The organism is Brevundimonas denitrificans (assembly GCF_030160755.1).
In the GTDB taxonomy this organism is placed as follows: domain Bacteria; phylum Pseudomonadota; class Alphaproteobacteria; order Caulobacterales; family Caulobacteraceae; genus Brevundimonas; species Brevundimonas denitrificans.
The window spans coordinates 1-23,226 of sequence record NZ_BSOY01000003.1 but is presented as its reverse complement, the minus strand read 5'-3'; the positions used below and the strand labels follow the sequence as shown (position 1 = coordinate 23,226).

The window sequence follows — 23,226 nt, the reverse complement described above, 5'->3', positions numbered from 1 at the left end:
GACAAGGACTCCATGACCGCCCCGTCGCCCGCAGCCCTCGCCGCCCTGAAATCCGCTGTCGGCGACGGCGGCTGGACTGACGATCCGGTCGAGATCGCGCCCTGGCTGACTGAGTGGCGGAACCGTTGGCATGGCCATACGCCCCTGATGCTGACGCCGCGCTCGACCGCCCAGGTCGCCGCCGCCGTCCGCGTCTGCGCCGAGCACCGGATCGCCATCGTCCCGCAGGGCGGCGACACCGGCCTGGTCGGCGGCCAGATACCCTATGGCGAGGTGCTTCTTTCGACCCGGAAGCTGCGCGCCGTGCGCGACGTCACGCCGTTGGACGACGCCATGACGGTCGAGGCCGGTGTCACCCTGCTGGAGGCGCAACAGGCCGCCGCCGCCGCCGATCGCATGTTCCCGCTCAGCCTCGCCGCCGAGGGCACAGCCACCATCGGCGGGGTCATCTCGACCAATGCGGGCGGCACGGCCGTGCTCCGCTACGGCATGATGCGCGATCTGGTGTTGGGCATCGAGGCGGTGATGCCGGACGGCGAGGTCTTCAACGGCCTCAAACGCCTGCGCAAGGACAACACCGGCTATGACCTCAAACAGCTGCTGATCGGCGCCGAGGGCACGCTCGGCGTGGTCACCGCCGCGACGCTGAAACTGTTCCCCGTGATGCGCAGCCGGGCCACGGCCATGGTCGGGCTCGACGCGCCCGGAGCCGCCATCGAACTGCTCGCCCGCGCCAGGGCCGAGACCGGCGGCGGGGTCGAGGCCTTTGAGCTGATGAAGCGGATCGGCATGGCGTTCGTCCTCGCCAACATCCCCGACACGCGCGAGCCGCTCGACTCGGCCCCGCCCTGGTACGTCCTGGTCGAACTGGTCTCGGGCGAGCCCGGCGCCGCCGACGCGGCCATGGAGCGGCTGCTCAGCCAGGCCTTCGAGACCGACCTGATCACCGACGCCGTCCTCGCCCGGAACGACAGCCAGCGCGCCGCCCTATGGAAGTTGCGCGAGGAGCAGTCCGCCGCACAGAAGCCCGAGGGCGGCGGCTGGAAGCACGACGTCTCCGTCCCGCTCTCCCACATCGCCGACTTCCTCGAAGAAGCGACCGCCGCCGTCGAACGCTTCCACCCCGGCGCGCGGGTCAGCGCCTTCGGCCACGTCGGCGACGGCAACCTCCACTATGATGTCCTCTGCCCCGTCGGCGGCGATCATCCGGCCTTCATCGCCCGCTGGGAGGAGGGTTCGCAGATCGTCCACGACATCGTCGCCCGCTACGACGGCTCCATCTCCGCCGAACACGGCCTCGGCCGGCTCAAGACCGACGAGGCGCGCCGCTACAAGTCGCCGCTCGAAATCCGCACCATGCAGGCCGTCCGCGCCGCGATCGACCCGCACCGGATCATGAACCCCGCGGTGCTGTTCTAGCGGTCGGAAGGAGCCCTTCCCGGAGTTTGCACCTGGAGCCAGCCTCGTCGGCTCATCACAAAGGGCCCGAAGAAGGCACGAAGAACACTAAGGGAGCGCGCCCGTCCCAGCTTGCAGCGGGCCCTTGCCCGCCATCTCCTTACCTTGTGTCTCCCTGACGGGAGACGCGGGCCCGCCGGCCGCTTCGTGTCCTTTGTGTTCCTTTGTGCCCTTTGTGATGAACCTTTCCCGGTCCGATGCCTCCCGGCAGGCCCGTCTTGCCCCTGCGGCCTGATCGTCCTACCCCTCCGGCTCGATTCAACGCCGCCGGAGACCCCCCCATGACCCTCGCCCTGCTGTTCCCCGGACAAGGCAGCCAGTCGGTCGGCATGGGGGTCGCGCTCGCCGACGCCTTCGCCGCCGCCCGCGAGGTCTATGCCGAGATCGATGAAGCGCTGGGCCAGAAGCTGTCGGTCCTGATGCGCGAGGGGCCGGAGGACCAGCTGACCCTGACCGAGAACGCCCAGCCCGCCCTGATGGCGGTTTCATTGGCCGCGGCCCGCGTGCTCAAGGTCGAGTTTGGCGTCGACGTCAGCCGCGCGGCCTTCGTCGCGGGCCATTCGCTCGGTGAATACTCCGCCCTTTGCGCCGCCGGTTCGATCACCCTGGCCGACACCGCCCGGCTGCTGAAGCTGCGCGGTCAGGCCATGCAGCGCGCCGTGCCCGTGGGCCGCGGCGCCATGGCCTCGCTGATCGGCCCGAAGACCGATCTTGCCCTCGCCGAGGCCGCCGCCGCCGCGGGCTCCGAGGTCGGCGTCTGTGTCGTCGCCAATGACAACAACGCCGGCAATATCGTCATCTCGGGCGACAAGGCCGCCGTCGATCGAGCGATCGAAAAGGCCAAGGAACTGGGCGCCCGCGCCATCCCGCTGAACGTCTCGGCCCCCTTCCACTGCCCGTTGATGCAGCCTGCCGCCGACGAGATGGCCACAGCCCTGGCCTCCGCGACCATCGTCGCCCCCTCGGTCGCAGTCGTCGCCAACGTCACCGCCCGCCCCGAGCGCGACCCCGAGGTCCTGCGCCGCCTGCTGGTCGAACAGGTCACCGGCCGCGTCCGCTGGCGCGAGAGCATGGAATGGATGGCGGGCGAAGGCGGGGTGACCCGCGTCGCCGAGATCGGCTCGGGCAAGGTGCTGGCCGGCATGGCCAAGCGGATTGCGCCGGACGCCGAGAGCCTGTCGCTGAACACGCCGGAAGATCTGGAAGCGTTCGTGAAATCTCTGGGCTAGGCGCGTGCGCTGGCCGAGTGTCTATTGCTGGGGCTGGTTCATGGGCATCCCCGGCCTGCTGCTCTGCTTCGTAGGATCGATCGCGCTGGCCATAGGCGAGATGACTTTGGTCGCGCGCCTGTTTGGCTCGCCGGGCATTCCGTTTGTCGCCTATTTCGGCCCCACCCTGATTGTTGTCGGGCTCGCGGCCTACAAGCTCGTCGATTGCCCCCGTTGTGGGGTAAGCGCCTACTGGCACTCGGGGAAACGCTGGAGCAATGCGTGGCCCGAAAAGCAATGCTCGAAGTGCGACCTCGATCTTCGTAAGTATCACCCCTTCGATTCCCGAGCCAAACGAGGCACATGATGTTCAATCTCACCGGCAAGACCGCCCTCGTGACCGGCGCGACCGGCGGTATCGGCGGGGCCATCGCCCGCGCCCTGCACGCCCAGGGCGCGACCGTCGTCCTCTCGGGCACCCGCGAGGCGGTGCTGCAGGATCTGGCGAAAGAACTGGGCGAGCGCGCCTTCGCCGCCGCCGCCAATCTGTCGGACGCTGACTCGGTCGACGGCCTGCTGGGCCGCGCCGAGGAAGCCGCCGGCGCCCCGCTCGACATCCTCGTCGCCAACGCCGGCATCACCAAGGACGGCCTGCTGATGCGGATGAAGGACGAGGACTTCACCGACGTCATCAAGGTCAATCTGGAGAGCTATTTCCGCCTCTCCCGCGCCGCGATGAAGGGGATGATGAAGCGCCGCTCGGGCCGGATCATCGGTATCACCTCGGTGGTCGGCGTCACCGGCAACCCCGGCCAGACCAACTACGCCGCCTCCAAGGCCGGCATGATCGGCTTCTCGAAATCGCTGGCCCAGGAAGTCGGGTCGCGCGGCATCACGGTGAACTGCATCGCCCCGGGCTTCATCGCCTCGCCGATGACCGATGTGCTCAACGAGACCCAGCGCGAGACCATCCTCAAGAACATCCCCGCCGGCCGGCTCGGCACGGGCGACGAGATCGCCGCCGCCGCCGTCTATCTGTCCTCGGACGAAGCCGCCTATGTCACGGGGCAGACGCTGCACGTGAACGGCGGCATGGCGATGATCTGATGAAAGCCCTGCGCATCCTCGCCACCATCCTCAGCGGCCCGATGCTGCTGATCGGGATCATCTGGGTGCTGCAGGGGCTCAACATCCTGCCGGGCAGCTTCATGACGGGTCAGATCATCTGGGCTGTCTACGGCGCGCCCCTGGCGCTGGCGGGCGGCGGGCTGGTCTGGTGGGTGAACCGCGGCGGTCAAACCCGGTAACGGGCTATTTTCCGCCCGCGCCGCCGTGCTAAAGCCTCCGCAACCGGTTGGCCTGAGTCTTCGTTCAAGGCTTGCGTCGCCGTCGCCGTCGTCATACGGCAGGATTTGAGACAACAGCCGCTGCGGCGGCCCTGAAAGCAGAGACACCCATGTCCGACACCCTGGAACGCGTCCGCAAGATCGTCATCGACCACCTGGACGCCGATCCGGAAAAGGTCGTTGAAAAGGCCAGCTTCATCGACGACCTGGGCGCTGACTCGCTCGACAACGTCGAACTGGTCATGGCCTTCGAGGAAGAATTCGACATCGAAATCCCGGACGACGCCGCCGAACACATCCAGACGGTGGGCGACGCCGTGAAGTTCATCGACGAGAAGCTGGCGGGCTGATCGCCTCCACTTCAAAACGGCTTTGATGGCCGCCGTGGCGCGCCCCTAGCGGGGCCGCCCGGCGGCCATTACTGTTTGCGGTCAGGAATCTGTAGCGAGGAGCGCTCATGCGCCGCGTCGTCGTCACCGGCCTCGGTCTGCTCACCCCGCTCGGCTGGGGTGTCGAGCACAATTGGAAGGGCATCCTCGAAGGGCGGTCGGGCATCGGTCCGATCACCAATTTCGACACCGAGGGCTATGGCTGCACCATCGCGGGCGAGATTCCCTCGGTCGATGGCCGCGGCGGCGGCGCCCCCGGCCAGCCGGGCGTCTTCGACCACGAAAAGGTCATGTCGCCCAAGGACCGCAAGCGGGTCGACGACTTCATCGTCTACGCCATCGCCGCGGCGGACGAGGCCCTGGCCGATGCGGGCTGGAAGCCGGAAACCGAGGAACAGCGCGAGCGCACCGGCGTCATGGTCGGCTCCGGCATCGGCGGCCTCGGCCCGATCGCCGACACCGCCATCATCCTCAAGGAACAGGGCCCGCGCCGCGTCAGCCCCTTCTTCATCCCTTCGGCCCTGATCAATCTGACCAGCGGCCAGATCTCGATTCGCCACGGCCTCAAGGGGCCGAATCACTCGGTCGTCACCGCCTGCGCCACGGGAGCCCACGCCATCGGCGACGCGGCGCGGATGATCATGCTGGACGACGCCGACGTCATGGTCGCGGGCGGGGCGGAAAGCTCCATCGTCCCCATCGGCATCGCCGGCTTCCTGGCCTGCAAGGCCCTGTGCACCGCCTATAACGATGCCCCGGAGAAGGCCTCGCGGCCGTGGGACAAGGACCACTCCGGCTTCGTCATGGGCGAGGGCGCCGGCATCGTGGTGCTGGAGGAATACGAACACGCCAGGGCGCGCGGCGCGACCATCTACGCCGAGGTCGTCGGCTACGGCATGAGCGGCGACGCCTATCACATCACCGCCCCGGCCGAGGACGGCGAGGGCGGCTATCGCGCCATGCAGATGGCGGTGAAACGGGCCGGCATCGACGTCTCCGACATCGACTATGTCAACGCCCACGGCACCTCGACCATGGCCGACTGGATCGAGGCCGGCGCGATCGAGAAGCTGATGGGCGACCACGCCCCCAACGTCGCCCTGTCCTCGACCAAGTCGATGACCGGCCACCTGCTGGGCGCCGCGGGGGCCATCGAGGCCATCTTCTGCATCCTGGCCATCCGCGACCAGATCGCCCCGCCGACCATCAACCTCGACAATCCCGAGCGTGAAACCGCCCTGAATCTGGTGCGCGACAAGGGCCAGCCGATGGAGATCGATGTGGCCATGTCCAACAGCTTCGGCTTCGGGGGCACCAACGCCTCGGTCATCTTCCGAAAGGTCGGCTGATGTCGGTGGAGCGCCGATCCGGCCGCAAAACCGCGTTTCTGGCCGCCACGGCCACCTTCAGCACCTTCCTGATCATCGCCCTCGTCGCCGCCTGGAGCGTCTTCTACGCCCCCGGTCCCGCAGCGCGGGAGGGCGACTCGACCGTCGTCAGCCTGCCCAGCGGCGCAGGGGTCAGCGCCATCGCCGCCACGCTGAAGTCGGCGGGCGTGATCCGTTCGACCGACATGTTCAAGGCCGCCGCCACCCTGACCGGCGCCGACCGCAAGCTGCGCGCGGGCGAATATGAGGTGCCGAGCAAGGCCTCGCTGCGTTCCGTGCTCGTCCTGCTGGTCGAGGGCCGGGTGGTCCGCCACTACGTCACCCTGCCGGAAGGCTGGTCCTCGGCCCAGGCGGTCGAGATCCTGAACAGGCAGCCCATCCTGACCGGGACGATCGACGCCGTCCCGGAAGAGGCCAGCCTGTGGCCCGACACCTATGAGATCAGCCGCGGCGAGACCCGCGCCTCGGTCATCGCCCGCATGCGCCGCGCCCGGGACGAGAACCTCGCCCGCCTGTGGGCCGCCCGTAGTCCCGCCACTGTGGTGCGTACGCCCGAGGAGGCCATGATCCTGGCCTCCATCGTCGAGAAGGAGACCGGCGTGGCCGCCGAACGCCCGCGCGTCGCCGCCGTCTTCACCAACCGGCTGCGCTCCGGCATGCGGCTGGAGAGCGACCCGACCATCGAATACGGCATCACCAAAGGCGTGCCCCTTCGCCGGGGGCTGAGACGGTCCGAGCTCGACCGGCCCAATCCGTGGAACACCTACCAGATCGACGGCCTGCCCCCGACCGCCATCGCCAATCCCGGCCGGGACGCCGTCGCCGCCGTGCTCAACCCGCCCTCGACCGCCGACCTGTTCTTCGTCGCCGACGGCTCGGGCGGCCACGCCTTCGCCCGGACCTATGAGGAGCATCTCGCCAATGTCGCCCGTTGGCGCGAGGTCGAACGCCGTCGGGCCGGTCTTCCGCCCGCCGCGCCGGAGCCGGCCCCCGCCGCCGCCCCCGAGGCTGCGACGGTTCCTCCCGGCGCCCGTGTGATCACCATTCCCGCGCCGGCCCCTGCCGGATGAGCGCGATCTCGGGCATGACCGGCTTCGGCCGGGCCGACGGCGCTGAGGGCGACTGGACCTGGTCGGTCGAGGCCCGTTCGGTCAACGGCCGCAATCTGGAGGTCCGCTTCCGCGGCCCGCCCGGCTTCGACGGGCTGGAACGCCATGCCAAGTCCGCCGCCCAGGTCCGGCTCAGCCGCGGTCAGGTCACCCTCGGCGTTCAGGCCAAACGCGACCTCGGCGTCGCCTCGCTGAAGGTCAATCAGGATATCCTCGCCCACTACCTGACCCTGGCCAATCAGCTGGCGGAGGAGGGGGCCACCCCGCCGTCCGCCGACGGTCTGCTGTCCCTGCGCGGCGTGCTGGAGGCTCCCGAGGAGGTCGATGACGCCGAGGCGCGCGCCGCCGTCGAGGCCGCCATGGCGCTGTCGATCGACCAGGCGCTCGACGCCCTCAAGATCTCGCGCGACCGCGAGGGATCGCAGCTCCTGCCCGTCGTCATGGACTTCATCGGGCGCATCGCCGCCCTGGTCGTCCGGGCCGAAACTGAAGCCTCCGCCCAGACCGACGCCATCCGCGAGCGTTTCGCCCGCCGCATGACCGAACTGGCCCCCGATGCGCCGGGCCTTGAGGACCGCATCTTTCTCGAGGCCGCCTCGCTCGCGACCAAGGCCGACGTCCGCGAGGAGCTGGATCGCCTCGCCGCCCACGTCGCCTCGGCCCACACCCTGTTGCAGCAACCCCCCGCCGGCCGAAAACTCGACTTCCTGATGCAGGAATTCATGAGGGAGGCGAACACCCTCTGCTCGAAATCGGCTACGACCGCGCTCACCGGAATCGGCCTGGAGCTCAAGGCCGTGATCGAACAGCTGCGCGAACAGGTCCAGAATGTCGAATGAACGCCATCCCCGCCGCGGCGTCCTGCTGATCGTGGCCAGCCCCTCGGGCGCCGGCAAGACCAGCCTGTGCCGCCGCCTGATGGCCGACCACGGCGGGCTGGAGCTGTCGATCTCCATGACCACCCGCGGCATCCGCCCCGGGGAGGTCGCCGACCGCGACTATCATTTCGTCGATGACGCCGAGTTCCAGCGTCTCGTCGACGCCGACGCCTTCCTCGAATGGGCCGACGTCCATGGGGCCCGCTACGGCAGCCCCCGGGCGCCCATCGACCGTGCCCTGTCCGAGGGTCGCGACGTCCTGTTCGACATCGACTGGCAGGGCGCCCGCGACATCGCCGTCAAATGCCCTGAGGACGCCGTCCGCGTCTTCATCCTGCCGCCCAGCCTTGAGGAACTGCGCCGCCGTCTGGTCACCCGCTCCCAGGACGCGGACGAGGTCATTGAGCGCCGCATCCAGAACGCCAAGGGCGAGATCGAGCACTGCGGCGACTTCGACTACGTCTTCGTCAACGACGACTTCGACCGCAGCTACGCCGAACTGGCCCACATCTACCACGCGGAGCGCAGCCGCCGTTTCCGCAACATCTGGATCGACGCCTACAAGGACGCCCTGCTGAACGAGGCGGTCTGAGGACTTCCGTCTCCCCGGGGGGAGACGGAACCGTCCTAGGCCTTGTCGATCGCCGCCGCGATCTGATCCGGAGAATGCCCGGTCAGATCCTTCGAGATCTCGCCGACCACCCGCGCGGCCGTCTCCTTGTGCCAGCCCTTGCGCAACTGACCCATCGTCTTGGGCGCGGCGATGACCAGCAGGTGTTCCACCTTGTGGTCCAGCACCAGCTTGTTCAGCACATCGGCCACGCCCATGGCGAAGCCGTCCTCGGCCTGGGTGTCGTTGTCGGGATTGGCTCCGCTGGAGATACGCCCGGCGGCGCCCGAGGCGCGATCGGCGATCGCCGGCGTCGGCTTCGGAGACAGAACCGCGCCCTGATGTCCCGTGTTCTCGTACAGCGCCAGTTTCTCGCCATCGACGACGGCCACGAGGGCGCCTGGGGAAAGTATCATCTGAAGTCTCCGGTATGGGGGGCCGGCTGAACGTCTCGCGGGCGAGGCGGTTGCCGTCCATGCCGGAACCGTACTCACGATCCCCGCCGCGGCCTTGATTGAAATCAATGGGGCGAAGGCCGGGACCCAGGCTGCGCGAACGACGGCGCGGAAGACGCCTACCCCCGTTTGCGCCGCATCATCGTCGCCCCGCCATCGCCCGGCGCCGCCGGCTGTGGCTGTCCCGCCACGGCCCGCGCCAGCCGCAGGAACCCCGCCAGATCGATCACCTCCGCCCGGTCCTCGGGGCTCAGCCCCGCCGCCTCGCACAGCGCCGCCCCGCCCAGCGGCTTGAGGCTGGACCTCAGCATCTTGCGCCTCTGACCGAACGCGGCCGCCGTCACCCGCTCCAGGGCCTTCAGCAGGTCCTGATCCGGCCGGTCCGCGCGCGGAACCAGATGCACCACGGCGCTGGCCACCTTGGGCGGCGGGGTGAAGGCGGCGGCGGGCAGGTGCATGACCAGCTTCGCCTCGCATACCGCCTGGCTGATCACCGCCAGCCGTCCGTAGGCCTCGTCCCCGGGGGCGGCCGTGATCCGCTCGGCCACCTCCTTCTGGAACATCAGGGTCAGGGCGTGCGGGGTCCACGGCCCGGTCAGCCATTTGATCAGCAGGGGGGTGCCGACATTGTAGGGCAGGTTGGAGACGATGTGCGCCGGCCCCTCGACCAGCTCGGCCTCGCGCACCCCGAGGGCGTCGGCCTCGACCACGGTCAGCCGGCCGGAGCCGTCGTCGAGTTCGCCCAACAGGGGCAGAAAGCGCGGATCCTTCTCGACCAGCACCACCGTGCCCGCGTCGCTCTCCAACAGGGCGCGGGTCAGGCCGCCCGGACCGGGGCCGACCTCGATCACCGCCCGGCCCTCGAACGGCCCGGCCAGACGCACGATCTTGCGCGTCACATTCAGGTCCAGCAGGAAATGCTGCCCGAAGCTCTTCTTCGCCAGCAGGCCGTGGGCGTCGAGCGTTTCGCGAAGGGAGGGGAGGTCGTTGGGGGTCACACCCCTCCCTTACGGGACGTGGCGCGGTCCGTCTCCTCCCTGTTCGCGCAGCGAACGGGGAGGGGGACCATGCGAAGCATGGTAGAGGGGTCATGCGGCCTTCGCGATCGTGCGGCGGAACCCGCCCCTCCGTCTCGCCTGCTTCGCCGTCGATCCACCTCCCCATCGCTCCGCGACAGGGAGGAGACGGTCACTTCGCCCGCGCCGCCGCCATCTCTCCCGCCAACTGCACTGCCGCGATCAGGCTGTCCGCCCGCGCCACGCCCTTCCCGGCGATGTCGAACCCCGTGCCGTGGTCGGGCGAAGTGCGGATCACCGGCAGGCCCAGGGTCGTGTTCACCCCGCCCCAGAAGTCCAGCGTCTTGACCGGGATCAGCGCCTGATCGTGATAGAGGCACAGGACCGCGTCATAGGTCGCGCGGGCCTCGTCGTGGAACAGGGTGTCGGCGGGCCTGGGATCGGTGATGGCGATGCCCTCGGCGCGCAGGGCCGCGGCGGCCGGGATCAGCACCGCGATCTCCTCCAGCCCGATCGATCCTCCCTCGCCCGCGTGCGGGTTCAGGGCCGCTAGGGCGAGGCGCGGGGCGGCGATGCCGAAGTCGCGCTTCATCGCCTCGTGCACGACCCGGGCGGTGCGGCAGACCCGCTCGGCGGTGACCAGCTCAGGAACCTCGGCCAGCGGCGCGTGGATGGTGACCAGACAGGCGCGCAGATCCCTGGCGGTCAGCATCATCACCGGCCCGCGCGTCCCGATGAAGGGCGTGTCGGCGGTCAGTTCGGCGATGAACTCCGTATGGCCCGGGAAGCGGAAGCCGGCCGCATAGAGCGGAGCCTTGGCGATGGGCGCGGTGACGACCCCCGAAGCCTCGCCGGACAGGGCCAGGTTGACGGCCTGTTCGATCCAGTCGGCCACGGCGCCGGCGTTGGCGGCTTCGGGACGGCCGGGCGTGACGGGCGCGGGCAGGGGGGTGTCGAGGACCGGAATGGCCCGACCGAAGACGGCTGGAGCGTCAGCGGCCGACAGAATCGATTCGACCGGCTGGCCCTGGGCTCGCATCAGGGCGGCGTCGCCGATGACGGCGAAGACGGGGCCTTCCGCCCGCAGCGCGGTCCAGGCCCTGGCGATGATCTCGGGCCCCACGCCCGCCGGTTCGCCCATGGACAGGGCCAGCGGCGCGGGGCCGGCGGTCATCACCGATACTCGATGAGTGCGTCCTCGCGCAGGTCGCGCATATAGCGACGGCCGAGGGTGGCGAGGTTCTGCCGGAACAGGGTGTTCTCGACTTCCTGCGGATTGGGTGCCTCGGTCCCGCCGACGCGGCGGCCGCACACGCCCAGCAGGTGGACGCCCAGCGGGGTGCGCACGGGGGTGCTGACCGAACCGACCTCGGCGGAACGGGCGACCTGCTGGAACTGCGGGGCGAGGTTCTGCACATCGGCCTCGCCCAGATCGGCTCCGAGCAGACCCTGCTCCGACGTCGCCCGGGCCAGCATGGTGTCGCAGGTCAGTTGGGGGCGGAGAGCCTCCAGCCGCTGGGTCGCCGCGGCGACGTCAGCGTCCGTGGCCGTCTCCGGCAGTTCGATCATGACCTGTTTGATCTGCACAAGACTGGCCGAGGCCCCGTCCCGCTTGTCGCGCATATAGATGATATAGACCCCGCCATCGACCGGGATCGGCCGCGACAGCTGTCCGACCTGAAGCTGATCCAGCGCCTGCTGCAGGGCCGGTTGCATGGTGCCTTCGACAACCCAGCCGGCGTCGCCGCCGCGCGTCGCGGACGGCGCCGCCGAGAACTGCTGGGCCACGGCCTGGAAGGGCGCGCCCTGGACCATCTGCTGCACCAGCTGGTTAGCGCCGTTCAGCGCCGCCTGCTGGCCGCCGACGCGGGCGGACTCGATGTAGATTTCACCGATCAGATATTGCTTCTTGGCGGCCGCCTCAGAGATCTGACGCATGGCCGCGGCCACGGCGGCGCGGCTGACCCGGGCGCGGCTCTGGAACCGGCCGCCGACCAGTTGCGACCAGCCGATCTGGGTCCGCAGCTGCTCGCGCAGGGTGCTGGGGCGGATGCCGCCCTGGGCCAGAAAATCGACATAGGCCTGGGGCGCGGCGCCCACTTCGCGGGCCATGGCCGTGATCTCTTCCTCGACCTGTTCGTCGCTGACGACCAGGTCCTCGTAATTGGCCAGTTCCTGCACCTGCAGCCGCTCATCAATCAGGGCGTTCAGAGCCTGCTGCTGGATGGCGGGAATGTTCTCGGGCGTGGGCTGGACCTGGGTCATGGCGATCAGCAGCAGCATGCGCTGGCGCAGGTCGAACCCGGTGATGACGCTGTCGTTGACCGTCGCGAGGATGCCGTCCGACATCTGGAAGGCCGGTGCGGCAGGCGGGGCGACCGGTGCGGCTTCAGCCGCCGGGTTCAGATTGCCGGCGGCGGCCGGCTGCGCCGGAGGTGCGGTCTGGGCCATGGCCGAACTGGCCAGGAGGGCGGCGATCGCCACGCCCGTCATATAACGCTGCAAACCCATGTCAGTCCTGGTTCCTCAAGCGGCGCTGGTCCGGTTTTCGTCCCGGATTTTCGAACCGCGCGCCCCCGGGCTGCGCGGCCGTCAGCGCCCGTCGCTGCGTCAATACCCTGTACCGCCGAAAGTGGCGAGGTTTAGGCGCACATAGACGCCTTCGGACGGTCCCGTCGGGCGTACGCGGGTATTGTCGCGCCGGTAGCCGATCTCGAACCGGAAACAGTCATCGTCGAACAGCAGGCCGACTTCGGAGCGGGTGATGATGTCCCGCTCCAGATCGGCGATGCCCGACGCCGCCACGCCCCAGTTGCCATAGACGAACTGCTGGCCCGACAGCTGCACGAATTCGTAGTTGCGGTTCAGCGGCCCGGCCAGGGGATTTGAACGGTCGATGATGTAGCTGACCGTCGCCAGATTGCGTCGGCCCCAGCGGCCGTCCACCGCCGTCTCCGCCCGACGGATTTCACCGGAGGCGTCGAAGGTCGCGTGGCCCCAGCCGCGGATGCGGTCCGAAGGCGAGAAACTGCCCTGCACGACCCAGTCGGACGTCTGGGATGCCAGGCCGGTCGGGTCATAGAGCTGGGCCGGCAAATCCGGAACCGGCGTCAGGAAGGCAGGCTCTTCATCGGCGCGATAGCTGCGGCCGATGAACAGGCTGGCCTGCCGGCCCTCGTTCCAGCGCATTGTCGCGCGGGCGCCGATCGTCAGGCGGGGGCCCCCCTCGTACAGATCGTAGCCGGGGAAGCGGTCGGTCCTGAACAGCGAGCTCTCGTCCAGCTCCAGGGTCTGGCTGTCCTCGATGGGAATGCGCGGGTCCAGGTCCGAGGCGGTCGAGACCGACAGCTGGGCCATCGGCTCCAGAATCAGATCGGCGCCGGGGCCGATGCTGCGGAACAGGGGATAGCTGATGTCCAGGCCTGCGGTCGCCCGTCCGCGGGAAAGGGCTTCCTCCTCCAGCCCCAACATGGGCGGCAGGTCTCCGACGGAATAGAAGTCGGCGCGCACGTCGGCGAACGGTTCCCACCGCACGCCGAGGGGCGAGATCAGGGTGCGTCGCCATTCGGCCTGACCCGAGATGCGCCGGCTGTCGACGCCGGGCAGCCCGAGCGTCGGTCCCGCAGGAATAATGGCGGGGCGCAACACGGGTCCGCCGACATAGTCGTCGCGATACAGCGCCACGGCCGATCCCCGCAGCCGAAGTCGGCCGCCCAGAACCGGCCCGGACGGCTCCCAACGCGCCTCGACCAGCGGCGCCACGACGGGCAGGGCGCCGTCGGCCTCGAACTCGTTGAGCGCCGGGGTGACCGGATCAAACCGGGTGACCCGCAGGCTCTGCAGGTCGAAGGCTGCGATCGACAGGTAGGAGCGCGCGGTTTGCCGCTCGGCGAACAACTGGCTGATCAGGCGGCGCTGGTCGCCATAGTAGAGACCGTTGTCCTGATAGGGGTCCCGGACGTCGTAGCGGTCGAACAGGGTCTTGTCCGACACGCGCTCGATGGTGAAGCCCCAGCGCCAGGGGCCTGCGGGATCGAATCGGCCATGGCCGAGGAAATAGCTGCGGCTCGTGCGGTCGCCGTATTTGACGTTGCTCTCGGCGTCGCCGTCGCCGTCGAGGTCGAAGTCGCCGAAACTGCGTTCATAGGTATAGCCGCCGCGCGCGACGATCATCCCGTCGGCGAACCGGCGGCGCCATTGCAGGTTCAGCAGGGGCGCGACGTCGGTGTTGAACTGCGGGCTGATCAGCCAGTCTTCCGACGGAGACACCACCCGCAGATAGGGGATTTCAAGGCTCAGGCCCCGTCCCTCGTCATAGCTGGGAATCGGCACCAGGAAACCCGAGGCCCGTTCGACGGTCGGATCGGGATGGGCGAAGAACGGCAGGTAGAAGACCGGGACGCCGCCGACCCGGAAAACGGCGTTGCGGTACAGGATCGCACGCAGTTCCTCGTCCTGGACCACCTTCTCCGCCTGGATGGCGATACTGGGTTCCCTGGGATTCCCGTCGGCGTCGCAGATCGGGCAGGGCGTGAAGAGAACGTAGTTCAGCTCATTGACGTTCTCGCTCCGGCGCACCGCCGTCGCCGCCATCAGGCTCGCGCCGTTGCGGAAGCGGGTGGCGAAATCGACCGCCACGCCCGCCTTCAGGTCCGAGTCCAGCTCCAGATGGCTGGCGAAGACGACATTGCCGTCGGGGTCGCTGAACTCGACCTGCCGGTCCGCCGTGGCGATGCCCAGGCCGAGGTCATAGCTGACGGCGCCGGCTCTCAGGGTCGCGCCCTGGAACCGGGCCAGCACGCGGTCGGCCCCGACGCCTTCCGCCGTGATGAGATCGCCGGTTCGCGACGCGGAATCCGCTTCGATATAGACAGCGTCGGGGGTCAGCCCGTCGGCGCCCGGTCCCACGGCCGCGGGCGCAGCGGGCGCCTGCTGCGCCTGGGCGGCGCCCGCCAGGGACGCCAGCGCGATTGCGGCCGCACCGGCCAGAAGCCGGTAGCGCAAGGCTCCCAAATCGGGCGCGCGGCGGTCACGCTGCATGCGAGAAATCACTCTGGAGGGCGTACGGTCCGGCAAGCCGGGAGGCAGGCCGGATCGCTTAGCCGTCTTCGGTATAGAACAGCAAGGTGAAGGCGGCGAGCGCTGTCAGCAAGGGCGGCAGCCAGGCCGCCAGCCAGGGCGGAATCACTTCCGCCGAACCGAAGGCGGACGCCGCCTGATTGACGAAGAAGAAGCCGAACCCCAGCACCACCGCCGCCACGCTCATCCGCGCCAGATCGCCCAGCCGCATCAGGCGGAGCGAGAAGGCTGCGGCCAGAATGGACATGGCGGCGAACATCAGCGGCGTGGCCAGCAGCTGCTGCAGCCGAAGCCGGTAGGCGGTCGATGAAAAGCCCGCGGCCTCGACACGGTCGATCTGGGCCGGCAAGGACCAGAATGAGGTCGATTGCGGTCGGGCGAAGCGTTCGAAGGCCTCTTCATCCGCCAGGCTGGAGGGCAGATCCAGTGTGGCGTAGCGCACCGCCCGCTGGCCGATCTCCGCCCCGACCGCATTGACCAGCCGCCAGCTGCCGTTCGAAAGCGACGCCGTGTCCGCGTCGATCCGCTCCGAGAAGGTCCGCATCCCTTCGGCGTCATTGGTGTAGATGAAGAAGGTGACGTCCAGCAGCCGCGCGCTCGACCGGTCCTGCCGCTGGGCGCGGATGACCATCTGGCGCGTATCGTCGCCCTCGCGAATCCAGACGGTGGGGCTGGCCTCGGCCCCGGCGGCCGAGCCGGACAGTCGCGCCCGCTCGCGCTGGAACAGACCGTCCGCCGACGCCGCCAGCGGCCCGAGGGCCGCGACCGTGATCGCGCCGAACATCAGGGCCGCGCCCGCCGCGGGCAGCACGAACCGCCATGCCGAGACGCCCGCCGCCCGCATGGCGATCAGCTCGCTGCGCCGGTTCAGTCCGACAAACGCCGCCAGCGTCCCGAACAGAAAGACGAACGGCAGCAGCTGGATGATCACCTGCGGCGACTTCAGCAGCATCAGGCCGAGAATGCGCGCTCCGGAGAGATCGACATCGGAGCCCACCCCGCGGGACACCTCGACGAAGTCGATCAGCATGATCAGCGCGGCGATGACGCCCAGGGCGATACCCAGCGACCGCGCCTGCTGGACCAGCACATAGCGTTCGATTCGGCCCAGTCTCAGCCAGGGCACGGGCAGGGAGGTGCGGCTGATCATGCGAACCGCGCCTTCAGCCGCTCATAGGCCGGCCAGACCGGACGCCGGCGGGGCTTCAGCGCCCGGAACAGCAGCCTCAGGGCGACGATGGTCGCCACGATCGGCAGCAGATACTGGAAGATGTTCAGCCAGCCGTTCCAGGCGCTGGCCGAGACGACGCCGTAGCCGGCGATGCGGACGATCAGGAACAGGCCCGCGACCTTGGCGATTCGCAGGCTGTAGCCGGTCCGGCTGAACTGCCCGCCCATGATCGCCGTCAACGCCATGGCCATGGCCATCAGGGCGTAGAGCGGGGCCGACAGCCGGGAATGTCCCTCGGCCATCAGCTCCCCGGCCGACCCGACCCGCTCCAGGTCCGCGGGGGAGGGGTTGAACAGCTGCGTCAGATACAGGTCCGACGGCTTGTAGCGGACCCGGTCCGTCACTTCCGAATACTGGGCCAGCGGCACGTCCTGCCGGCCGAAGGACAGATATTCCAGCACGCCGCGCGACGAGTACCGCTGCCACGATCCGTTGAGCAGGGTCAGGTAGGGCTGCCCGTCGATCCGGCTGAACCGGGCCTCGGCCGCGTCCCAGGTCGTCACCTTGTCGCCGTCTTCCAGATAGACGAACAGGTTCTTCAGCAGGCCGTTCTGTTCGATCTGCTGGACATAGACGGTCAGGCCGCCGGGCCCCTCGACGAACTGGCCCTCCTCGACCAGCAAGGCCGCCAGATCGGTGCGGACGGCGAAGGCCTCGGCCCGCGCCTGACGCTGGGCCCACGGCTGGCCGACCGTGGTGACGACAAGCGTCAGCAGGGCCGCGATGGCCGCGATCCGCACCGCCGGGCGAATCGCCGCCCAGCGCGTGACGCCGGAGGCGAACACCGCAGTCAGCTCCTGCTCCCGCTGCAGCCGCGTCAGGGCGATCAGGGCGCCGACGAACAGGCCGATGGGAATGATGACCGCCAGAAGCTGCGGCACGGCCAGCAGGGTCAGCTTGACCATGACCCAGACGCTCTGGCCGCGCTCGACGATGACTTCCAGCTGGTCGAGGCTCTGGCTCAGAATGCCGATTCCGGCCAGGGCGGCGCACGCGCCCACGACGGGGCGGGCGATCTGCCGGAAAAGATAGCCTTGAATCAGGGTCATATGCGGCAGGAAATCGCCCGTTGCAGGCGGCGGCGAGGGAGAGCATCTAATACACACCCGAATGCGCCGGTGAAACCGCGCGCACTCAACCCAACCCACATACAGCCGGGGCGTACCGCCCGGCGGGAGTAGTAAATGAAGATCGAGTTCGTCGCGTCCGCGGGCGCTGCCGAGGTTCTGGCCATTCTGGTCCACGAAGGCCGGGTTCTCTCCGGCATGGGGCCCCAGCTCGACACGGCCACCTCCGGCGCCCTGACGAAGGCGATGACCGCCAGCCGCTTCACCGGCGCTTCGAACAGCACCCTGATTGTGGCGGCTCCGGCCGGGGTCGACGCCGCGACCCTCGTGCTCAGCGGCGCGGGAGAGACGGGCAAGTTCGACGACCTCGCGCTCGAGACCGCCGCCGGCGCCGCCTATCACGCCGTCAAGCTGTCGGGCGCGACCGTCCTGACCATCGACGCCCATCACCTGACCGCCGACCAGGCCGCGCGCGCCGCCTTCGCCGCCCGTCTGGCCGCCTATCGCTTCCTCAAATACCGCACCAAGCTGAAGCCCGAGAAGACGCCGTCGATCGAAACCATCAAGGTGGTCGCCGCCGACCCGAAGGCCGCTGAGGCTGCCTGGGCGGCCCATGCCGCCGTCGCCAGCGCCGTGGAGTTCGCCCGCGACCTCGTCGCCGAGCCGGCCAATGTCCTCTACCCGGCAGAATATGCGACGCGCGTGAAGGCGCTCGAAAAGCTGGGTCTCGAGGTTGAGGTCCTCGGCGAGAAGGAACTCGCGAAACTCGGCTTCAACACGCTTCTGGCCGTGGGCCAGGGCAGCGTGCGCGAGAGCCAGGTCGTCATCATGAAGTGGAACGGCGGCAGGAAGGGCGACCAGCCCATCGCCTTCGTCGGCAAGGGCGTGACCTTCGACACCGGGGGCATTTCGATCAAACCGGCCGACGGCATGGAAGAAATGAAGTGGGACATGGGCGGTTCGGCCGCCGTGGTCGGCCTGATGCATGCCCTCGCCGGCCGCAAGGCGAAGGTCAACGCGATCGGCGTCATCGGCCTGGTCGAGAACATGCCGGACGGCGCCGCCCAGCGTCCGGGCGACGTGGTCATGTCGCTGTCCGGCCAGTCGGTCGAGATCCTGAACACGGACGCCGAGGGCCGCCTCGTCCTGGCCGACTGCCTCTGGTACACCCAGGACCGGTTCAAGCCGAAATTCATGCTCGACCTGGCCACCCTGACGGGCGCCATGATCGTGGCCCTCGGCCTCGAATACGCCGGGGTGTTCTCCAACTCCGACGAACTGGCGAACAACTTCCTCGCCGCGGGTCCCAAGGTCGGGGAGAACGCCTGGCGGATGCCGATCCCGGCCTTCTACGAACGCCACATCGACACCCCGATCGCCGATGTGAAGAACACCGGCAACGGCCGCGCCGGCGGTTCGATCACCGCCGCCCTGTTCCTGCAGCGCTTCACCAACGGCGTGCCTTGGGCCCACATCGACATCGCCCCGACCGCCTGGGTCAAGGACAGCCGCCATCCGACCGTGCCGGACGGCGCCGTCGGCTGGGGCGTGCGCACGCTCGACCGGATGGTTGCCGACAGCTACGAGTCGTAAGTCTCTGAAAAGGTAGAACCGGGTGTCTGACGCCAAGCCGGAAATCTGGTTCTACCACCTCGAGCGGTCGACCCTGGAACAGGTGCTGCCCGGCCTGATGGAGAAGACGCGCGAGCGCGGTTGGCGGGCGTTGGTGCGCGCCGCCGACGCCCGTTTGCTCGACGATATCGACGAGCGGCTGTGGACGTATCGCGATGACAGCTTCCTGGCGCATGGACGGGCGTCCGGTCCGGAGGCGGCGCGCCAGCCCATCCTGTTGACCGAATCACAGGAGAACCTGAACGCCGCTCAGGCGCTGTTCATTGTGGACGGCTCAGAACTGGGCGACACGAAAGGCTTCGAGCGATGCTTCATCATCTTCGACGGGCGGGACGAGACGGCGCTGACGGGCGCGCGGGTCCGGTGGAAGACGTTGAAGGACCAGGGAGCCGCGCTGGCCTACTGGAAACAGTCTCCGGAAGGACGCTGGGAAAAGGCGGCCTGATCGCTCTTCTCGCGCTCGCGGCCTGTTCCACGCCCGCCTCCGACGCCTCCGCGCCGCGCACGATCGAAGAGGCCCAGATCAATCAGCCGACCGGGTCGCGACCCTCCAATCCCACCGCCGACATGTGCCGCGCGGGCGAGTTGCAGTGGCTGGTCGGGAAACCGAAGACGGACATCCCCGTTCCGGTCGATGTCGTGAACCGGCGGGTGACCTGCACCACCTGCCCGGTGACCGAGGACTATTCGCCGACCCGCCTGAACATCTTCTTCAACGAACAGACCGAAATCGTCGAACAGGTTCGCTGCGGTTAAGCCATCACGGGTGACGACGCCGATGAAAATCCAGTCCTTCAGTCTCGCTGCGGTCGCCCTGCTGATCGCGTCCTGCGCACCGGTTGACGCCGGCGATCCGCCCCTGCCGCCTGAAGACGGCCCCACCCAGTGCAAGGCCGAACAGTACCAGCGCTTCATCGGCCGCAACCGTTCGGAACTGCCGGCGCGGCCGGCCGACGAGGTCTGGCGCGTGACCTGCACCACCTGTCCGGTGACCATGGATTACAACCCGCGCCGTCTGAACGTCCTGTTCGAGGAATCCACCGGCGTGATCCGTGAGGTCAAATGCGGATGAGAGCCCTGATCCTGGCCGCCTCCGGTCTCGCGCTGACGGCCTGCGCGCCGGTCGATCCGGCGCCGGACGAGACGCCGATTCCGCAGCGCTGCGACGCCGCCGCCGCCCGCTCGCTGATCGGGGCGCATGTCGGCGCGGTGTCCTTCCCGCAAGGCGCCAATGTCCGGATGGTCTGCACCACCTGTCCGACGACGAAGGACCTCCGGCCTGACCGGCTCAACATCCGCTTCGTCGAGGCCACCGGGATCATCGAGAGCGTGGACTGCGGCTGATCCCGCCCTTGGCGAACCCGGCCTTTCGCGACAAGGTGGCGGCGAGGGCAGGGGAGGCCCACGTTCATGCGCACACTCTTGATGGCCGGCGTCGCCCTGACCGTTTCGCTGATCGGCCCCGTCGCCGTCGCTGACGCAACCGCCGAACGCGCCGCGCTCGACCGCATCGAGCGGCCCCAGGTCTGCGGCCCCGCGGTCTCGGCCAATACCGGAACCCCGGTCGCCGACATGGTGATGGTCGAGGGCTTCGGAACCGGCGGCTTCGCCGTCGACACAATCGTCCCCGAGGCCCAGGCATGGTTCAACCACGGAGTCCGGCTGCGCTGGGCCTTCGAGCACAAGGAATCGGTGCGGGCCTTCCGCAAGGCCCGGCTGCTCGACCCGACCTGCGGCATGTGCGCCTGGGGCGAGGCCTGGGCGCTCGGCCCCAATCTCAACGGCGGGGGCAATGACGACGACAGCCAGTCCGCCGCCCTGAAGGCCGCGCGAGACGCCCGCCGGCTGGCCCGCCGCGCCACGCCCATGCAACGTCAGATGATCGACGCCCTGGTGCAGCGCTATTCGGGTCTGAAGGGATCGCGCGACCGCCGCTTCGCCCTGGCCATGGACCGGATCGCCCGCCGCAATCCATCGGACATCACCGTCGCGGCCATCACCGCCGACGCCTGGATGCTCAAGGCCGACGAATGGTGGGACGACGGCGGCAAGGCGAAAGACCCCGGCATCACCCGCGCCATGGGCATCCTCGAACAGGCGCTGGCGACGGCGCCCGACGATCCCGGCGCCATCCACCTCTATATCCACCTGACTGAATGGTCGGACGATCCGCACAAGGCGATCCCGTATGGGGAGCGACTGGCGTCGCTGGCCCCCGGGGCCAGCCATCTGGTGCATATGCCGTCGCACACCTTCTATCGCGTAGGCCGCTATCGTGACGCCATGATGTCCAACGTCAACGCCGTGGCGCTGGACCTGAAGTATGACAGCCTGGCGCGACCGCCTGGCGGCGTGCCCGGCATGGCCCTGCACGCACACAATATCCATTTCGGCATGGGCGGGGCCCTGATGGCGGGCGGAGCCGAGGAGGGCCTCAAGCTCGCCGAGTGGTTCCTCGCCACCTATCCCGACATTCCCGCTGACAACATGTGGCGACAGGCCATGGCCAACAACGCCTACGCCCTCTACGGCCGGTTCGGATCCGCAGATCAGGTCGCAGGGCTCGCCGAGCCGCCCGAAACCCATCCCATGCTGCGGGTCAGTTGGCGCCTCGCCCGCGGTGAGGCGGCGGCGCGCGCGGGGGACGCTGCGGCCGTGCGGGCCGAGGCCGCAGCCATCGCCGCCATCCGGTCGCAGACAGGCTTCGCGGCGGGCCCCAACGGCGAGATGCGCAACGACTTCACCGAAGTCACCCAGCGGGTGCTTGAGGGCCGCGCGGCGATGATCGCGGGCGACGCTGATGCGGCCATCGCGGCCTTCACCCGCGCGGCCGCGATACAGGGGCAGGGCGAGGAAGGCGGCGACCCGCCGATCATCTGGTATCCGACGCGTCGCAGCCTGGCCGCCGCCCTGCTGTTGAAGGGCGACGCCGCTGGCGCGAGAGCTAAGCTGCTGGAACTGATCGAGGACTGGCCGAACGACCCGTACAGCTATTTCGTGCTGGCTGAGGCTGAGGCCGCGCTCGGAAACGGGGAGGCCGCCGCCGAGGCTCGCCGACAGTCGCGCATTGAATGGATCGGCGGCGCCATGGACCTCAAACTGACCTGACGCGGCGCATCAGGACGGCGCAGCGACCGCCATATTGTCGATCAGCCGTGTTCGCCCCAGCCAGGCGGCCGCCAGAATCCGGCCCGGCGCGTCCGCCACGCCGCCCTCGAAGACGGCCAGATCGTCGGCGCGGCGGACGGCGACGTAGTCGACATGGCTGAAGCCCGCGCGCAGCAGGGCCTCACGCGCATCCCGCTCGACGACGTCCAGCGAACCGCCGGATGCGGCCGCTGCCCCAGCCGCCGCCAGCACGCCGTTGAGCTGTCGGGCGACCTCAAGCTCCGCTTCTGACAGGTAGGCGTTCCGCGACGACAGGGCGAGGCCGTGCCCGTCCCGCATCGTCGGGGACCCGACGATCTCGGTGGGAATGTCCAGATCCCGGACGAGCCGCCGCACGACCATTAACTGCTGCCAATCCTTCTCGCCAAAGACGGCCACGTCCGCCCGCGCCTGATTCAGCAGCTTCGTCACCACCAGGGCCACGCCGCCGAACATCTGCGGCCGGAACTCGCCTTCCAGACCTTCCGCGGGTCCGCCGACGCTGATCGTCGTCGTCGCCCCCGCCGGATACATCTCCTCCACGGACGGGGCGAACAGCAGGTGGCAGCCCGCGCCGGCCAGCAGTTCGGCGTCCCTCGCTTCCTGCCGCGGATAGGTCCCCAGGTCCTCGTGCGCTGCGAACTGGGCCGGATTCACGAACACGCTGGCCACCACCCGGTCCGCCCTTTGTCCCGCTTCCCGCACCAGCGTCAGATGGCCTTCGTGCAGCGCGCCCATGGTCGGCACGAAGCCGACCGTGAACCCTTGCCGCCGCCAGTCGCTTAGAGTCTGGCGCAGCGCCGCGACGCTGCGGACCACGGGAAGGGCGTCAGTCTCGGCCATGATGAACGGATTAACCTTTCGGCTTAAGCCTGCTTGTGAACCGGCCGGCAAATCTTGCCGTGCCAGTGTCGGCTTATGACGCCCAGCCTCATCATTCGTCCAGTCATGGTCCTCGTGTCGGCGGTCGCCCTGAACGCCTGCGGCATGATCGACAGCGATCCGCATCGCTTCGAGAACCTGGCCAATTCCGTCGCCGCCATCGACGTGGACGGCAAGCGCGCCGGAGCGGCCCCCACGCGTACGGCCGCCGAGGCGGGCCTGCGTCCTGCGCTGCGGGTCGAGGTCATGGATCCGCACGCGCTCTGGGACGCCCGGGACGGGCTGGACGGCGCCGTGGAGCGCGCAGCGCCCCGACTGGTCGCCGCCGCTG

Annotated in this window: 24 protein-coding genes and 1 pseudogene; 17 read left to right on the top strand and 8 right to left on the bottom strand. The window is 69.0% G+C overall.

Annotated features, from left to right (window positions below):
• The first annotated feature begins 12 nt into the window (after nucleotides 1–12).
• The 10 genes from QQJ79_RS01360 to gmk all read left to right on the top strand — a co-directional run bounded on the left by QQJ79_RS01360 (nucleotide 13) and on the right by gmk (nucleotide 8,368).
• The gene (locus QQJ79_RS01360) at nucleotides 13–1,419 is read left to right on the top strand and encodes an FAD-binding oxidoreductase (RefSeq protein WP_284220321.1); all 1,407 of its coding nucleotides are present in this window, start codon (nucleotides 13–15) and stop codon (nucleotides 1,417–1,419) included.
• 320 nt (nucleotides 1,420–1,739) lie between these two features.
• Nucleotides 1,740–2,687: an ACP S-malonyltransferase gene (gene fabD, locus QQJ79_RS01355; protein ID WP_284220319.1), complete on the top strand. Its 948-nt coding sequence runs from the start codon at nucleotides 1,740–1,742 to the stop codon at nucleotides 2,685–2,687.
• 40 nt (nucleotides 2,688–2,727) lie between these two features.
• Nucleotides 2,728–3,033 (top strand): hypothetical protein, encoded by a 306-nt coding sequence (locus QQJ79_RS01350; protein WP_284220316.1) that lies wholly within the window; start codon nucleotides 2,728–2,730, stop codon nucleotides 3,031–3,033.
• Complete coding sequence (gene fabG, locus QQJ79_RS01345) at nucleotides 3,033–3,773, top strand: 3-oxoacyl-[acyl-carrier-protein] reductase (RefSeq protein ID WP_284220432.1); 741 nt, start codon at nucleotides 3,033–3,035, stop codon at nucleotides 3,771–3,773. The genes QQJ79_RS01350 and fabG overlap by 1 nt, the downstream gene beginning before the upstream one ends.
• On the top strand, nucleotides 3,773–3,973 hold the full coding sequence (locus tag QQJ79_RS01340; protein WP_284220315.1) for a hypothetical protein: 201 nt from the start codon (nucleotides 3,773–3,775) through the stop codon (nucleotides 3,971–3,973). Before fabG ends, QQJ79_RS01340 begins: the two co-directional genes overlap by 1 nt.
• A 149-nt stretch (nucleotides 3,974–4,122) precedes the next feature.
• Nucleotides 4,123–4,362 carry an acyl carrier protein gene (locus QQJ79_RS01335; RefSeq protein ID WP_055830235.1) on the top strand — a complete coding sequence of 80 codons (240 nt, stop codon included), beginning with the start codon at nucleotides 4,123–4,125 and terminating at the stop codon, nucleotides 4,360–4,362.
• A gap of 107 nt (nucleotides 4,363–4,469) precedes the next feature.
• Nucleotides 4,470–5,750 carry a beta-ketoacyl-ACP synthase II gene (fabF, locus tag QQJ79_RS01330; protein WP_284220303.1) on the top strand — a complete coding sequence of 427 codons (1,281 nt, stop codon included), beginning with the start codon at nucleotides 4,470–4,472 and terminating at the stop codon, nucleotides 5,748–5,750.
• Nucleotides 5,750–6,859, top strand: a complete 1,110-nt coding sequence (gene mltG / locus QQJ79_RS01325; protein ID WP_284220301.1) for an endolytic transglycosylase MltG — start codon at nucleotides 5,750–5,752, stop codon at nucleotides 6,857–6,859. Before fabF ends, mltG begins: the two co-directional genes overlap by 1 nt.
• A complete protein-coding gene (locus tag QQJ79_RS01320; RefSeq protein WP_284220299.1) occupies nucleotides 6,856–7,737 on the top strand; it encodes a YicC/YloC family endoribonuclease in 882 nt (293 codons plus the stop codon). Before mltG ends, QQJ79_RS01320 begins: the two co-directional genes overlap by 4 nt.
• On the top strand, nucleotides 7,727–8,368 hold the full coding sequence (gmk, locus tag QQJ79_RS01315; protein WP_284220297.1) for a guanylate kinase: 642 nt from the start codon (nucleotides 7,727–7,729) through the stop codon (nucleotides 8,366–8,368). The genes QQJ79_RS01320 and gmk overlap by 11 nt, the downstream gene beginning before the upstream one ends.
• 35 nt (nucleotides 8,369–8,403) lie before the next feature.
• Here the strand turns inward: gmk and QQJ79_RS01310 are convergent, their stop codons facing one another.
• From QQJ79_RS01310 to QQJ79_RS01280, 7 genes are all read right to left on the bottom strand, one after another.
• The gene (locus QQJ79_RS01310; RefSeq protein WP_284220295.1) at nucleotides 8,404–8,802 is read right to left on the bottom strand and encodes a host attachment family protein; all 399 of its coding nucleotides are present in this window, start codon (nucleotides 8,800–8,802) and stop codon (nucleotides 8,404–8,406) included.
• A gap of 158 nt (nucleotides 8,803–8,960) precedes the next feature.
• Nucleotides 8,961–9,839: a 16S rRNA (adenine(1518)-N(6)/adenine(1519)-N(6))-dimethyltransferase RsmA gene (gene rsmA / locus QQJ79_RS01305; protein ID WP_284220293.1), complete on the bottom strand. Its 879-nt coding sequence runs from the start codon at nucleotides 9,837–9,839 to the stop codon at nucleotides 8,961–8,963.
• Between the two features lie 190 nt (nucleotides 9,840–10,029).
• Nucleotides 10,030–11,031 (bottom strand): 4-hydroxythreonine-4-phosphate dehydrogenase PdxA, encoded by a 1,002-nt coding sequence (gene pdxA, locus QQJ79_RS01300; RefSeq protein ID WP_284220290.1) that lies wholly within the window; start codon nucleotides 11,029–11,031, stop codon nucleotides 10,030–10,032.
• Nucleotides 11,031–12,368 (bottom strand): peptidylprolyl isomerase, encoded by a 1,338-nt coding sequence (locus tag QQJ79_RS01295; RefSeq protein ID WP_284220288.1) that lies wholly within the window; start codon nucleotides 12,366–12,368, stop codon nucleotides 11,031–11,033. The genes pdxA and QQJ79_RS01295 overlap by 1 nt, the downstream gene beginning before the upstream one ends.
• 99 nt (nucleotides 12,369–12,467) lie before the next feature.
• A complete protein-coding gene (locus QQJ79_RS01290; protein WP_284220285.1) occupies nucleotides 12,468–14,897 on the bottom strand; it encodes an LPS-assembly protein LptD in 2,430 nt (809 codons plus the stop codon).
• 58 nt (nucleotides 14,898–14,955) lie between these two features.
• Nucleotides 14,956–16,086, bottom strand: a complete 1,131-nt coding sequence (lptG, locus tag QQJ79_RS01285; RefSeq protein WP_284220283.1) for an LPS export ABC transporter permease LptG — start codon at nucleotides 16,084–16,086, stop codon at nucleotides 14,956–14,958.
• Nucleotides 16,083–17,216 (bottom strand): LptF/LptG family permease, encoded by a 1,134-nt coding sequence (locus tag QQJ79_RS01280; RefSeq protein ID WP_284220281.1) that lies wholly within the window; start codon nucleotides 17,214–17,216, stop codon nucleotides 16,083–16,085. The genes lptG and QQJ79_RS01280 overlap by 4 nt, the downstream gene beginning before the upstream one ends.
• Before the next feature lie 135 nt (nucleotides 17,217–17,351).
• Between QQJ79_RS01280 and QQJ79_RS01275 the strand changes: the two genes are divergently transcribed.
• The 6 genes from QQJ79_RS01275 (at nucleotide 17,352) to QQJ79_RS01250 (ending at nucleotide 21,974) form a co-directional block, all read left to right on the top strand.
• Nucleotides 17,352–18,827, top strand: coding sequence for a leucyl aminopeptidase (locus QQJ79_RS01275; protein ID WP_284220276.1), 1,476 nt, complete (start codon nucleotides 17,352–17,354; stop codon nucleotides 18,825–18,827).
• A 22-nt stretch (nucleotides 18,828–18,849) separates the two neighbouring features.
• Nucleotides 18,850–19,311 (top strand): DNA polymerase III subunit chi, encoded by a 462-nt coding sequence (locus QQJ79_RS01270; protein WP_284220273.1) that lies wholly within the window; start codon nucleotides 18,850–18,852, stop codon nucleotides 19,309–19,311.
• A gap of 122 nt (nucleotides 19,312–19,433) precedes the next feature.
• Nucleotides 19,434–19,622 carry an I78 family peptidase inhibitor gene (locus tag QQJ79_RS01265; RefSeq protein WP_284220272.1) on the top strand — a complete coding sequence of 63 codons (189 nt, stop codon included), beginning with the start codon at nucleotides 19,434–19,436 and terminating at the stop codon, nucleotides 19,620–19,622.
• Nucleotides 19,623–19,644: 22 nt separating this feature from the next.
• A complete protein-coding gene (locus tag QQJ79_RS01260) occupies nucleotides 19,645–19,938 on the top strand; it encodes an I78 family peptidase inhibitor (RefSeq protein WP_284220270.1) in 294 nt (97 codons plus the stop codon).
• A complete protein-coding gene (locus QQJ79_RS01255; RefSeq protein WP_284220269.1) occupies nucleotides 19,935–20,210 on the top strand; it encodes a hypothetical protein in 276 nt (91 codons plus the stop codon). Before QQJ79_RS01260 ends, QQJ79_RS01255 begins: the two co-directional genes overlap by 4 nt.
• A gap of 66 nt (nucleotides 20,211–20,276) precedes the next feature.
• Nucleotides 20,277–21,974 carry a tetratricopeptide repeat protein gene (locus tag QQJ79_RS01250; protein ID WP_284220266.1) on the top strand — a complete coding sequence of 566 codons (1,698 nt, stop codon included), beginning with the start codon at nucleotides 20,277–20,279 and terminating at the stop codon, nucleotides 21,972–21,974.
• Nucleotides 21,975–21,983: 9 nt separating this feature from the next.
• Here the strand turns inward: QQJ79_RS01250 and panC are convergent, their stop codons facing one another.
• The gene (gene panC / locus QQJ79_RS01245; RefSeq protein ID WP_284220264.1) at nucleotides 21,984–22,856 is read right to left on the bottom strand and encodes a pantoate--beta-alanine ligase; all 873 of its coding nucleotides are present in this window, start codon (nucleotides 22,854–22,856) and stop codon (nucleotides 21,984–21,986) included.
• Nucleotides 22,857–22,961: 105 nt separating this feature from the next.
• Between panC and QQJ79_RS01240 the strand changes: the two are divergent.
• Nucleotides 22,962–23,226, top strand: a pseudogene (locus QQJ79_RS01240) (SPOR domain-containing protein); the annotation flags it as partial.